Raw genomic sequence first — 13,090 nt, forward strand, 5'->3', positions numbered from 1 at the left:
TCTCGGCCCGATGTCAACCAATGTTGACGATCGACGATGGCTGGTGCAGGGTGCTGGGAGTGTCCACCCAGGCGATGCGCAATAAGTATCGGAGATTCGGATGACCGGGCCACACCCACTGGCCGACCACGCCGTCGTCGATCGTCTCGGTCAGGACCTGCGGGCCGCCGGGTACACATCCGAAGGCGTCAATCAACTGATCGGCGCATCCGCCAATGAGGCACTGGGCCGCGGCGTCTGGTGGCCGGCACTTGCCGCCACCCGGGCGGCCCCCGACCACGACGCGCCGCTGGCCGCCATCGTCCGGCTGTTCTTGCTCGGTGCCGACGAACCCGCCGATGGTGTGGCGCGGGCCTTTCCGTCGGTGCGTCCCGACGCGCTCGTCGACGCGGGTGTGTTGACGGTCGGCGGCGCAGACGATTCGCTGCGCGCCGCCCTGGACATCCGCCCCCACGCCGACGATGTCCGGGAGTACCTGGTGGTGTCCGATCAGGACTCCGCAATGCGCGCCGGTCCGGTGGCCGCCGACCATGTCCTCGGGATCGGTGGGGCGTCGGTGTCGTTGGCGCGGGCGGTGATCCGCACGCCGGTGGGTAGGGCCCTCGACATCGGCACGGGCTGCGGTATCCAGGCGCTGCATCTGGACAACCACTGTGACGAGATCGTGGCGACCGACACCAACCCGCGGGCCCTCGCGTTGGCCGCGGCTACAGCGCGTCTGAATCAGATGGCCTGGGATCTGCGTGCGGGCAGCCTGTTCGAGCCGGTGGCGGGGGAGAGGTTCGACCTCATCATCTCCAACCCGCCATTTGTGGTGGGTGCCGGAGGCCAGGACTACATCTACCGTGATTCGGGGGTTGCCGGAGATGGGCTGTGCGCGGACCTGATCCGGCAGATTCCCGATCACCTGAATCCGGGTGGGACCGCGCAGATCCTGGCCAACTGGGTAGTGCCGCATGACACCGACTGGCGCGAGCGGGTGCGCGGCTGGCTGGCCGGCACCGACCTGGACGCCTGGGTGGTACAACGCGAGTTCGCCGATCCCATCACCTACATCTCGTTATGGCTCTCGGACGCCGGGGAATCGGCACAACAGGCGGCCGACCGGGGTGCGCGATGGTTGGACTGGTTCGCGGCCAACGGTATCGACGGAATCGGCATGGGCTCGATCACGTTGCGCAGGCGCTCCCGGGACGGCGGTGAACCCGATCAGACGATCGAGGAGATCACCGGCGCCGGCGAGGAGGTGACAGGGGTCGAGGCCGAGGCGTTCTTTGCTCGCCGGCACTACTTGCGCGACATCTCCGACGAACGGTTGCTTGCCACTCGGTTGTCGACATCGCCGGTGTTTCTGGAGGAACAGTCCTTGCCCGGGGGTGAGGGGTGGCAACAGGTCTCGGCGACGGTGCGACGTCCGGGCGGTCCGGGTGCGGTCCTCGCGGTGGATGAGGTCTCGCGGGCCCTGCTGGCCGGGTGCCGGGGACAGGTGCCGCTGGGCGCGCTGCTCGAACTGCTCGCGGGCTTCCATGGAGTGGAACCCGATGCCCTCGCCGCAGCCGCTCTGCCGGTGGTTCGCGAAGCCATCGGGCGGGGGATTCTGTACGAGGCGACGTGAGTCGACCACGCCCTTCGTGACGCTCGCAGGCTCGCTCCTCAGTGGTCAGGGGTGACAGTCGCGGGCGAGCTCGGCTCCGGAATCTGAATGGGCGCTGTCGGTTTTCGGGCTGCCCACAGGCGATCACGAACCACCATCGGTAGCCGGTGGAGCTTGTCGATACCGAATTCCTGGCGGAACTCCGCCCAGGCCCAACACAACCCGAACACCAGAACCACGACGCACAGCGAGGTGGCGGTGTTCCACGGCCGGTGGGCTATGTGGATGGGCAGAACCACCAGCGCGAGCGCCTGCAGGACATACGAATCCAGACTGCGCGTGCCGGTCATCACCAGTGGGCGTACCCAGTCCCGGTGCCAGTGGCGCAGCAGGAGGCGGAAGATGCCGTAGACCGCCGGTACCGCCAGCCATGCGCCGACGGCGCGGGCAGGGCGGAAGTCGAGTTTGTCGGCGAGCGTGGGTTCGAACCTGATCCATGGTCCGGCATCCACGCCGAGATGGAGAACGAGGGCGAACCCCACGGCCACCACGATGATCGGTGCCAGATGGCGGTCGACGAAACCGGCAACATCCCACTCGCGCCACTTCCAGCCGACGACGACCGCCGGGACGAACATGATCTGCCAGGCCGCCCAGTTCTGGATCCGGTGTCCGGCCGTGAACGAGGTGACGTAGAACCAGTGCGGTGACCACACCAGCGAGATGGCGTATGCGAGCACCGAACCCGCGAGGATGAGTTGCCACCGGTTGCGCATCAGCAGTGGGAACAGCAGGTAGGCCGACGCCATCAGCAGCATGTACAGCAGCAGGATGTTGCCGCCGCTGGGCAGGTACCGCATGGTGATCGCGAGCTCCAGCCCGTGCCACCAATCATCGACCGGCAACAGCAGGGTGAGCCATCGATGACCCGCCATCCCCGCAGCGACCGCAGTGAGCGCGATCGTCAGCTGACACAGATAGAGCACCACGATCCGACGCGCGAGTCGTCGGTAGGCGAAACCCAACGAGTGCCGCTCGATCCACCGCCGATAGACCAGGCCCAGAACGAGGCCGGACAACAGGACGAACGCCGACATCCCGTCGACGTACGGGTAGATGTGGGTGGGCGCGGCGATACGCGTGCCGGCGGCGAAATGCAGCGAGATCATGCTCCAGATCGCGAGCCCCCGCGTCGCGTCGATGGCGAGATCTCGATTCATCGCGAGTGAGAATACCGCCGCTCACGTCGGAACTCGTCATCGCGCGACAGTGATGTCGGCGACGACAACGCCCGGCTCCCGCCTTGTGTCAGTGGCGGGAAGCCGGGCGTCGCGTCGGCTATCCGATCAGGTGTACAGGTCGGCGATGGCCGCCTTGTGCGCGTCGTGGATCACGTTGCGCTTGAGCTTCATCGTGGGCGTCAGTTCACCGGACTCGATCGTGAAGTCACCCTCCAGAATGGCGAACTTCTTGATTGCCTCGGCGTTGGACACCGTGGTGTTGGCACTCGTCACGGCTTCGTCAATTTCGGCCCGCAGCGTCTCGTTGGTCGCGAGATCCGACATCGAGGTGTCCGCAGGCAGGTCGTGGCGCTCCAGCCACCCCGGTGCCGCCTCCGGGTCGATGGTGATCAGCGCCGCGATGAACGGCTTGTTGTCACCCACGACGAGGCACTGACTGACCATGGGATGGGCGCGGATGGTGTCCTCCAGTTGTGCCGGCGAGACGTTCTTGCCGCCGGCGGTGACGATCAGTTCCTTCTTGCGGCCGGTGATGAAGAGATAGCCGTCATCGAGTTTGCCGATGTCGCCGGTGTGGAACCAGCCGTCGACGATCGCCTCGGTGCTGGCCTTCTCGTTCTTCCAGTAGCCGCCGAACACGACCGGGCCCTTCAGCAGCACCTCGCCATCGTCGGCGATGGCCACCGAGACGCCCGGGATCGGTCGACCGACCGAGCCGACGCGCTGATGTTCCTCATTGTTCGCGGTGACGGCCGCAGTCGTCTCCGACAATCCGTAGCCCTCGTATACGGGGATTCCGACACCGCGGAAGAAGTGTCCGAGGCGGGCCCCGAGCGGCGCACCACCGGAGATGGCGCCCTCGCAGTTGCCGCCGAGCGCGGCGCGCAACTTTCCGTACACGAGTCGATCGAACAGTGCGTGCTTGAGTTTCAGGCCCAGACCGGGCCCGCCGTTCTCCAGGGCCTTGCTGTACTCGATGGCGGTGTCGGCGGCGCGATCGAAGATCGCGCCCTTTCCGCCGTCGTAGGCCTTCTGTTTGGCGGAGTTGTAGACCTTCTCGAAGACTCGGGGCACCGACAACACGTAATTCGGTTGGAACTTGCCCAGATCCTCGATGAGGTTCGGGATGTCGTTGGTGTGTCCGAGGATCACCCCGTTCTCGATGCACCCGACGGCGACGACGCGTGCGAATACGTGCGCCAGGGGCAGGAACAGGAGCGTGGACTTGCCCTCGACCATGCCGGCGCCGACGGCATCGCGGGTGGCTGCGCATTCGGCGAGGAAATTGGCGTGGGTCAGGACCACACCCTTCGGCTTACCCGTGGTGCCCGACGTGTAGATAAGGGTGGCCGCATCGGTTGCCAGTGCGTCGGCGTGGCGGGTGTCGAGTTCGCTGGTGTCGACCTTGGCCCCGCGCTTTGTGACGGTGGCCAACGCGTGATCGTCGATGATGAGCGTCTCGCGCAGCTCCGGCGCTTCCTCGATGACCCGGATGTGGCGGGTGTAATGGGAGTGCGCCTCGACGAACAGCAGTGAGGTACCGGAATCCTCGAGAATCCACTTCACCTGGTCGGGTGCCGAGGTCTCGTAGATAGCTACCGTCGTGGCACCGGCCCGCCAGATGGCGTAGTCGAGAACCGTCCACTCGAACCGTGTCGAGGAGAGGATCGCCACGCGGTCACCGGACTTGACGCCCGAGGCGATGAGCCCCTTGGCCACGGCGTCGACCTCGTCGGCGAATTGCTTCGCCGTGACGTTGATCCATTGGTTTCCCGACCGTCTCTTCAGCAGCGGCATCGTCGGCCGCTCCGCCCGATAGCGGAGAATGCTGTCGATCGTGGTCGCCTTGTCCTCGATGGTGAGGTCGGTCGGAGTGGTGTACTGCTGCATGGCGGCTCCCCTACGCGCACATTACCGGTCATAACGGACATCCGTGAGTTCCGCGACGACACGTCAACTTCTGTTGAGTGGGACTGACGGTACCAGTATCCGTGGCGACCATCACAGAACGGTGACCGTAGGGCGTATCGCCGATCACAGGCTTGGCGGCCGCGTTGCCGAGGATTCCTCTCGTGGGGCCTCGGACCACTAGAGTTGTCAGCGTGAACAGGACTGGATGCGCATGAGTGGCAACGAGGACGCGGCGAGCGGCGACGCACCGGGCGGCGACGTCTCATTCGACGACCTCGACATCGCGCCGAAGGTCCGGCAGGCGATCGTCGACGTCGGCTACGAAACTCCCTCGCCGATCCAGGCGGCCACGATCCCGCCGCTGATGAGCGGTCGCGACGTGGTGGGCCTGGCGCAGACGGGCACCGGCAAGACCGCGGCCTTCGCCATCCCGATCCTGTCGCGGCTCGATACATCCGCGCGCCGGCCGCAGGCCTTGGTCCTCGCGCCAACGCGTGAGCTCGCGTTGCAGGTTGCGGAGGCCTTCGGTCGCTATTCCGCGCATCTCCCCGAGGTGCGGGTACTGCCGATCTACGGGGGGCAGAGCTACGGCGTCCAGCTGGCCGGGTTACGGCGGGGGGCACAGGTCATCGTGGGCACACCCGGTCGTGTGATCGATCACCTCGACAAGGGCACCCTCGACATCTCCGAGCTCGACTTCTTGGTTCTCGACGAGGCCGATGAGATGCTGACCATGGGTTTCGCCGAGGACGTGGAGCGCATCCTGGCCGAGACGCCCGACGACAAGCAGGTGGCGCTGTTCTCGGCCACCATGCCCAGCGCCATCCGTCGGCTGGCGCAGCGCTACCTGAACGACCCGCAGGAAATCACCGTCAAGGCGCGGACTGCGACGGCCCAGAACATCACCCAGCGATATCTGCAGGTCTCTCACCAGCGCAAACTGGACGCGTTGACGCGATTCCTCGAGGTCGAGACGTTCGACGCGATGATCGTGTTCGTCCGCACGAAGTCGGCCACCGAAGAGCTTGCGGAAAAGCTGCGTGCGCGCGGATTCTCGGCGGTCGCCATCAACGGTGACATGGTGCAGGCACAACGCGAGCGCACCATCAATCAGCTCAAGGGCGGCACGATCGACATCCTGGTGGCCACCGATGTGGCCGCGCGTGGACTCGACGTCGACCGGATCTCGCATGTGGTGAACTACGACATCCCCCACGACACCGAGTCCTACGTGCATCGGATCGGCCGTACCGGTCGAGCCGGCCGCTCCGGCAACGCCCTGCTGTTCGTCTCGCCGCGCGAAAGGCACCTGTTGCGTGCCATCGAGCGGGCCACGCGTTCCACGCTCACCGAGATCGGGTTGCCGAGTGTGGAGGACGTCAATGCGCAGCGGGTGGCGAAGTTTGCCGACTCGATCACCGAGAACCTCTCTTCAGATCATCTGGACCTGTTCCGCAAGTTGGTGGAGGACTACGCCGGCGAACACGACGTCGCGATGGCCGATGTGGCAGCCGCATTGGCACTGGAGACGCGTGACGGCGGGTTCCTGATGGCCCCGGATCCTCCCGAGGGTCAGCGGCCGGAGCGCCGGGAGCGTGCACCGCGTGGTTCCGGTGGTCAGTTCGCGACCTATCGCATCGCGGTGGGCCGCAGGCACAAGGTCTCGCCTGGGTCGATTGTCGGCGCCATCGCCAACGAAGGTGGTCTGACCCGCGGCGACTTCGGCAACATCAGCATCCGCGACGACTTCTCGTTGGTGGAGCTGCCGGAGAATCTCGACAACGAGACGTTGGCGTCGCTGCGGCACACCAAGATCGGCAAGAATCCCATCGACATCCGTCGTGACTACGGGCCACCTCGCACGCGGGGCGGTGCCAAACGTGCGCAGGGAGGCCAGCGCGGCGGCCAGGGGCGTGACGGCCACCCCAAGCGCAACGAGAGCTGGGGCAAACGCGGAACCCGCCACATCGCAGGTCGCGGACGTAACTGAGGGAATGCCTTGGAGTCACTGAGAATTCGGTGACGCGTGGTATCGAACTTGCCGGATCGAGATAAATCCGTAACCTTTTGGGAGGGGTTCGTTCATTCCTGAACGGTCCCGCTATTCGACAACGCGATACACATAGGAACGGTGAGTCACCAGTGTCAGTGGTGAATTCGATTACAGCAGCCGACGCGCGCGAACACTGCGAGCACGAGCACGCGGTGCTCGTGGATGCCCGACCGCAGATCATGCGCCACCAGGGCAGCCTTCCCGGGGCGGTGGTGGTGGATCCGGCCGACGTCCGCGAGCGGTTCACGCCCACGCCCTCCGGCACGTTCCCCGTGGTACGCAATCCCGACACAGAGATCGCCGTGGTCTCGGTCAGCTCGCAGGCACCGGTGATCGCCGAAGAGATCGCCGGCCTCGGCTACACCAATGTCCGCTACATCGATGGCGGTTTCCGCGCTCTGCGGTCCGAACTGCCGACATAGCCGACATCCCTCTCCACGGGCCTGACTTGGTAGCGTTCTGCAGGTATCCACGCCCGTGAATCCAGCCGACGACGCCGGACCCGGCGCACCGAGGAGGGATCGAGCAACCATGGCGGACGAGGGGACCGACACGCAGGAGGCGAAACGGACCGATCAGGTCCGGCGGCTTCTCGGCTACCTGCGCGAACTCGTCCGGGCCCGATTCGAGGCCGTCACCGATGTCGATGACCATCCGGATGTGTTGTGGGTCGGAAAATCCACGCCGGTGGCGGTGCGCGCGGGTGCCGTGTCCGGTCAGACGGTCTGCGAGATCGCGCCGGACAATCCTGCCCACGCCGATATCGAGCGCATCCTCGCCACACTTCGCGACAACCCGGAGAACCTGGAGCTGGTGCTGGCCAACGTGCTGGTGTCGGTATCCGACGTCGACGATCGGCACGAGTCCGACGGCCCGACCGAGGTCGGTGCTCGGCGACTGCGTGAACATCTCCTCACCCAGCAGGTCGTCGCCGAACGCGACGCCGCCACCGGTGTTGTGCGGGTCGCACTCGGCACCGGGTCGGCGCCCGTCGTCCACGACGCCGCACTGCTGGCGACCGTCGAGGGTATCGACCTGTCCGGTGCGCTGAAGGCGCGTGCCAAGCTGACCGAACTTCCCAGCCCGGTCGGTGCGCGGGTCGGTGATGCCGTTGACACCTGGACACACCAGATCGCGGTCGACGGCGACACGCTCACCCTGAGTACCGACCTGCGTCCGGCGTTGGTGCTGCGCAACCGCGGTGTCGCTGCCGTGCTCGACTTCTATGACGCCATCCTCGACGAACTGCGCAACTCCCCGGACGAGCTGCCGGTGGGATTGGCCCAACTCGTCGCGCCCATCGAGGCGCCCGAACGGGTCGCCGCGCTTGACGCCACCGGCGCGCTGTCGCCCGAGGACCTGGTTCGTGATGCCCTGTATCCGCTGCCCGCCAACGTCGAGCAACGCGACGTGCTGGCCCAGCTCGGACTCGACAGTGGAGTGGTGGTGGAGGGGCCGCCCGGCACCGGCAAGACGCACACCATCGCCAATCTGACGGCGGCATTGCTCGCCAAGGGCCAGCGTGTGCTCGTGACCAGCGAAAAGGCGCACGCGCTGCATGTGCTGCGCGCCATGCTGCCAGCCGAATTACGGGATCTCACCGTGTCGATCGCCGACGTCGGCGCCGACGATTTCGAGGCCACCTCGTCCAGCGTCGAGTCGATCGCCGACCGCAAATCACGACACCAGCCCCGGGTGGTCGCGGCGGAGATCACCGATCAGCTGGGCAAGCGAGATCAAGCGGTCCGCCGTCGTGAGCGCGTGCTCCGCGAGCTCTGGGTCGCTCGGGAATCCGAGACCGAGGTGCATGAATGGGTTGCCGGCGATTATCGGGGCACCCCCGCCGAAGTGGTACGACAGTGCATGTCGGATGCGTCGCGCTACGACTGGTTGCCGGGGCCGGTCGAGGGCGCGACACCACCGCTGGATGCCGAAGAGTTCGAGGCACTTCGCGAGTTGCTCGTCGACCCCGCGGTGGGCGCTGTGTCGCGTCTGGGGCAGCGACTCCCGGATCTGTCCGACCATCTGCCCGAGCCGTCGGTGCTCGACGACATCTGTGCGCGGATAGCGCAACGCCCGAGTGAACCGATGGTCGGCAGCGGCTCGTTGCTGTCGATCCTGGCCGATGTCGACAGTGCTCGGCTGGTGCGGATCAAGGAGGTGTGCGAGCGACTCGCCGTCGCCGCGGGCGAGGTCGCCGCCTTCCCGCCGACGATGGTCGACATGGCCGACCGCCTGCTGGCCGGACACGCGGCTCATCTCTGGTCGCGGGTCATCGGACTGTCGCCGGTCATCGGGGAGGCCGCCGAACGCGACCGGGCGATCGGCGGCCACGTCATCGTCGTCGACGGGGCGCATCCCGGCGACGATGCGGTGTTCGCCGAGGCCGCCGAACATCTCGCGAACGGAGGACGTTGGCGCGGCCGGCTGCTGCGGTCGCCTCAGCAGCGTGCGGTCGAGGACTCGGGTGTGCGGGCTACCGTCGACGGTCGTGAACCGTCCGATGCGCGGGCGATGCAGTTGGTGGCCGATCATCTCGCGGTGCTCGACGCCGTCGGAAAGGTGCAGCGGGTCCTCGCAGATTTGCATGTGCCGGTCGACAATTCGGGATCTCGGTCGGCGCAGCTCAATACTCTGGTGCGACTCGACAGTCAGTTGGCGTGGATCTCGGAACTGATGGCCGGACGTGACCAGCTCATCCGCGAGCTCGAGGCGATCAGTCCCGGTGGGCCGCGGCCACGCAGCGTCGCCGACGTCACCGAGGTCGCGCTGCAGGCCGGGGCGATCGCCGCGACGAACGATGCGGTGCTCGCCGAACACGAACTCGCCGACTGTGCCTATCGTCTGTCCGCCGAGGTCGAACAGGGACCATCGCCCGAAGGCGATGCATTGCTGTCGGCATTGGCCACTGCCGATGCCGACAAGGTCCGGGCCGCCCGGCGCGCATGGAATATCGCCCGTGACGAACTCGACGCACAGACCACCCTCGACCTGCTGACGCTCCGCCTGCGCAGCAAAGCGCCGGAGTTCTTCGCCACCTTTGCCGAGACCGCCGCGGATCCGGTGTGGCACACACGGCTACGCGAGATCGGCGGCGCCTGGTCGTGGCGGCGGGCGCAGAGTTGGGTGCAGGAACGAAGCGACCCCACGCTCGAGACCCGGCTGCAGGCAGAACTCGATGAGATCGAGGCGGACATCGCCGCGCTGACCGTGCGGGTCACCGCGGCCCGGGCTTGGCAGGCGTGTCTGGAACGGATGACGGTGGCCGAGGTCCAGGCGTTGCAGTCCTACCGCGATCACATGATCAACCTGGGCAAGGGATCGGGTAAGCACGCCAACAGGTTTCGCGCTGCCGCCCGGGCCGCGATGGAGCAGGCGCAGGGCGCGGTGCCGGCGTGGATCATGTCCATCTCGCAAGTCGCGGAGACGGTGGAGCCGCGGCGCGACGCATTCGACGTGGTGATCGTCGACGAGGCCAGCCAGGCAGACATCACCAGCTCGTTCCTGCTCTGGTTGGCGCCGCGGGTGATCGTGGTCGGCGACGACCGGCAATGCGCGCCGACCGGCCTGATCGGAACGACACTCGACGACGCATTTGCCAAGCTCGACGCCCAGCTGCCCGACCTCCCGCACTATCTGCGCGACGGTTTGACACCTCGGTCCAGTCTGTTCGCGTTGCTGCGCAGTCGGTTCGGACACCTGATCCGGCTGCGGGAACACTTCCGGTCGATGCCCGAGATCATCGAGTTCTCCTCGCGTCAGTTCTACGCTGGGGCGCCGCTGATACCGGTCCGCCAGTTCGGTGCCGACCGGTTGCCGCCATTGCGGTCGGTCCATGTCGACGACGGGGTGGCGACCGGACAGGGCGCAGCGCTGGTGAATGAGCGTGAAGCGGAGGCGATCGCCGAGACTCTCGCGCGATGTCTGGGCGATCCCGCCTACGACACAGCCGATTTCGGTGTCATTGTGCTTCAGGGCAGCAAACAGGTCGACGAGATCACCCGACGTCTGCGCGCGGTGGTGACCGACGAGCAATGGAACTCCCGCCGGATCCGGGTGGGAACCCCACCGGACTTCCAGGGCGACGAACGACGCGTGATCCTCTTGTCGATGGTGGTATCGGATGCGGCGGCGATCGCGCCGCTGACCCGGGCCGAGTCGCAGCGGCGGATCAATGTGGCGGCTTCGCGGGCGATGGACCAGATGTGGTTGTTCCGGTCCATCGGTGTCGATGAACTCAAAGCCAACGACCTGCGCCGCTCGCTGGCCGGATACGTGGAGTCGACGCAGGGGCCGGCGCTGTTGCCGATGCCGGTCGATGTGTCCGATACCGAACGCAGACAACCGTTCTCGAGTTTGTTCGAACAACGGGTGTTCAATCGGCTTGCCGAGCGCGGCTATCACGTGATGCCCGGGGTGACCGTCAACAACCGGCTCATCGACCTGGTCGTCACCGGGGCCGATGCGCGGATGGCCGTGGAATGCGACGGGGATTCGTTCCGGACCACCGGAGAGCAGGCCCGTTCGGATATGGAGCGCGAACGCGAACTGCGCCGTTGCGGCTGGGAGTTCTGGCGGGTCCGGGAGTCGGAGTTCGAACTCGACCCGGACGTTGCGCTCGCCGGACTGTGGCATGCTCTCGACCGTCGCGGCGTCAAGCCAGGATCGGTGGCTGCACGTGATGACGGCGCGCCCACGCCGACGTCGGCGTGGTCTCCGATCGACCTCAGCGCCGGCGACTGAGGTGGTGCGCTACGCCGTCCGATATCGCACGGCTCAGGCCGCGGAGTCGAGGGCATCCACCAACGCCGATAAGCCGATCCCGGCCGGCGTACGGATGCTGTGGGTGGCCATGGCGCTCAAAGCCGAGGGCTCCGGATTGAACTCGATCACCGGGATGCCGCGTGCGGCCGCCCGTTCGGGCAACGCGGCTGCAGGGTAGACCCCTCCGCTGGTGCCCACGACGAGAACGACGTCGGCGAAGGTGAAGGCGCTTTCTGCCGAGCGCCAGGCGTCGTCGGGCAGTCCCTCGCCGAACCACACGACACCGGGCCGGATAGGGGACAGGCACGTCGGACAGGCCGGCGGCTCGACCCGGAGTTCGTGCACGGCGTGCTCGGGTTGCGCGTCGACCCCGTGATACGGGCGGCCGCAGTTGCTGCAACGCGGGGCGAACAGACTGCCGTGGAGGTGGCTGACGGTGCTGCTGCCGGCTCGTTCGTGCAGGTCATCCACGTTCTGTGTCGCGATGAGGACGGAGTGGGTGCGCTCGAGGTGAGCCAGTGCGTTGTGCCCGGGGTTGGGGGCCGCCGCATGGACCACCCGCGCGCGCCATTGATACCAGGCCCACACCAGCCCGGGGTCGGACGCCCACGCCTGCGGTGTGGCGATCTGCGTCGGGTCGAACCGTTCCCAGAGCCCGGTCTCGACGTCTCGAAAGGTGGCGACTCCGCTCTCGGCAGACATTCCGGCACCGGTGAACACGGTGATAACCTCGGCGCGCCGCACCACGTCGATCACCTCCGCGGGCAGTACGGTGCGCGGCGCAGATGCCCCGTGGTCGTCGGTCACCGTGGATCACCCTCGAGTGCCGACCGCAGGATCTCCGCAGTGGTATCGGGATCGTTATCGCGACGCACCACGAGACCCTTGGCGAAGCTGAGCTTGTCGCCGTCGTGGCGTGGCACGACGTGTAGATGGGTGTGGAAGACCGTCTGAAAGGCGGCGCGGCCGTCGTTGACCACCAAATTCACGCCGTCGGCCGACAGCGTGCAGGACTTCATCGCCGCAGCCAGCCGCTGCCCCGCGGCGAACAGGCGGGCGCCGACGTCGGGTTCGAGATCGGCCAGGCCGGAGGAGTGCTCCCGGGGCACGATCAGGGTGTGGCCGCGGGTCACCGGACGGATGTCGAGGAAGCCGATGACGGCATCGTCACGATAGACGATGCGCGACGGGGCGGTGCCCTCGACGATGGCGCAGAACACGCAAGTCGACATGACTGTCCAGCGTACTTTCCGCATCGTTGGTGGCGTCGCAAACAGCCTCGACACGAGCCGCCACCAGGAGTGGAACACATCACATAACGATTTCATAACGGGTCGCGAGCGTGCCCCGGGAGGCCGATCGAGCGCTCGGCCGCCGGTCCCTATCTGCGCCGATGCGGTACGGCCCGGAACGTCGCTCAGTGAACACTTGTCCTACCGGCGGGGTTACCCACGGGTATACCGACGGGTCACAACGGAACATGAGGAAAGCCTCATTTTTGTGTGTCATCATTGGGTCACGTTCACG

Annotated in this window: 8 protein-coding genes; 4 read left to right on the forward strand and 4 right to left on the reverse strand. The window is 66.6% G+C overall.

Going from position 1 to position 13,090, the window contains the following annotated elements; all coding sequences use genetic code 11:
- Positions 1-100: 100 nt before the first annotated feature.
- Positions 101-1,615, forward strand: a complete 1,515-nt coding sequence (locus ACIGKQ_RS19635; RefSeq protein ID WP_396574710.1) for a methyltransferase — start codon at positions 101-103, stop codon at positions 1,613-1,615.
- A 38-nt stretch (positions 1,616-1,653) separates the two neighbouring features.
- Here ACIGKQ_RS19635 and opgC read toward each other — a convergent pair whose 3' ends face one another.
- Together opgC and ACIGKQ_RS19645 are read right to left on the reverse strand one after the other, a co-directional pair.
- The gene (gene opgC / locus ACIGKQ_RS19640) at positions 1,654-2,814 is read right to left on the reverse strand and encodes an OpgC domain-containing protein (protein ID WP_235725151.1); all 1,161 of its coding nucleotides are present in this window, start codon (positions 2,812-2,814) and stop codon (positions 1,654-1,656) included.
- Positions 2,815-2,940: 126 nt separating this feature from the next.
- On the reverse strand, positions 2,941-4,725 hold the full coding sequence (locus ACIGKQ_RS19645; protein ID WP_235725150.1) for a long-chain fatty acid--CoA ligase: 1,785 nt from the start codon (positions 4,723-4,725) through the stop codon (positions 2,941-2,943).
- 232 nt (positions 4,726-4,957) lie between these two features.
- Here ACIGKQ_RS19645 and ACIGKQ_RS19650 point away from each other — a divergent pair, with 232 nt between their 5' ends.
- From ACIGKQ_RS19650 to ACIGKQ_RS19660, 3 genes are all read left to right on the forward strand, one after another.
- The gene (locus tag ACIGKQ_RS19650) at positions 4,958-6,736 is read left to right on the forward strand and encodes a DEAD/DEAH box helicase (protein WP_235725149.1); all 1,779 of its coding nucleotides are present in this window, start codon (positions 4,958-4,960) and stop codon (positions 6,734-6,736) included.
- Between the two features lie 152 nt (positions 6,737-6,888).
- On the forward strand, positions 6,889-7,221 hold the full coding sequence (locus ACIGKQ_RS19655; protein WP_235725148.1) for a rhodanese-like domain-containing protein: 333 nt from the start codon (positions 6,889-6,891) through the stop codon (positions 7,219-7,221).
- Positions 7,222-7,330: 109 nt separating this feature from the next.
- Entirely contained in the window at positions 7,331-11,542 is a 4,212-nt protein-coding gene (locus tag ACIGKQ_RS19660) for an AAA domain-containing protein (RefSeq protein ID WP_235725147.1), read from the forward strand.
- Between the two features lie 33 nt (positions 11,543-11,575).
- Here ACIGKQ_RS19660 and ACIGKQ_RS19665 read toward each other — a convergent pair whose 3' ends face one another.
- Positions 11,576-12,370 (reverse strand): SIR2 family NAD-dependent protein deacylase, encoded by a 795-nt coding sequence (locus tag ACIGKQ_RS19665; RefSeq protein WP_396574711.1) that lies wholly within the window; start codon positions 12,368-12,370, stop codon positions 11,576-11,578.
- Complete coding sequence (locus tag ACIGKQ_RS19670) at positions 12,367-12,795, reverse strand: HIT family protein (protein ID WP_235725146.1); 429 nt, start codon at positions 12,793-12,795, stop codon at positions 12,367-12,369. The genes ACIGKQ_RS19665 and ACIGKQ_RS19670 overlap by 4 nt, the downstream gene beginning before the upstream one ends.
- Positions 12,796-13,090: the final 295 nt, after the last annotated feature.

It is taken from the genome of Gordonia sp. NPDC062954, from assembly GCF_044543825.1.
GTDB classification, from domain to species: Bacteria; Actinomycetota; Actinomycetes; order Mycobacteriales; family Mycobacteriaceae; genus Gordonia; species Gordonia tangerina.

Bases quoted from the DNA above. Each gene is read 5' to 3' on its own strand.
- ACIGKQ_RS19635 (WP_396574710.1), top strand. From the start codon at position 101: ATGACCGGGCCACACCCACTGGCCGACCACGCCGTCGTCGATCGTCTC.
- ACIGKQ_RS19670 (WP_235725146.1), bottom strand. From the start codon at position 12,795: ATGTCGACTTGCGTGTTCTGCGCCATCGTCGAGGGCACCGCCCCGTCG.
- opgC (WP_235725151.1), bottom strand. From the start codon at position 2,814: ATGAATCGAGATCTCGCCATCGACGCGACGCGGGGGCTCGCGATCTGG.
- ACIGKQ_RS19660 (WP_235725147.1), top strand. From the start codon at position 7,331: ATGGCGGACGAGGGGACCGACACGCAGGAGGCGAAACGGACCGATCAG.
- ACIGKQ_RS19650 (WP_235725149.1), top strand. From the start codon at position 4,958: ATGAGTGGCAACGAGGACGCGGCGAGCGGCGACGCACCGGGCGGCGAC.
- ACIGKQ_RS19645 (WP_235725150.1), bottom strand. From the start codon at position 4,725: ATGCAGCAGTACACCACTCCGACCGACCTCACCATCGAGGACAAGGCG.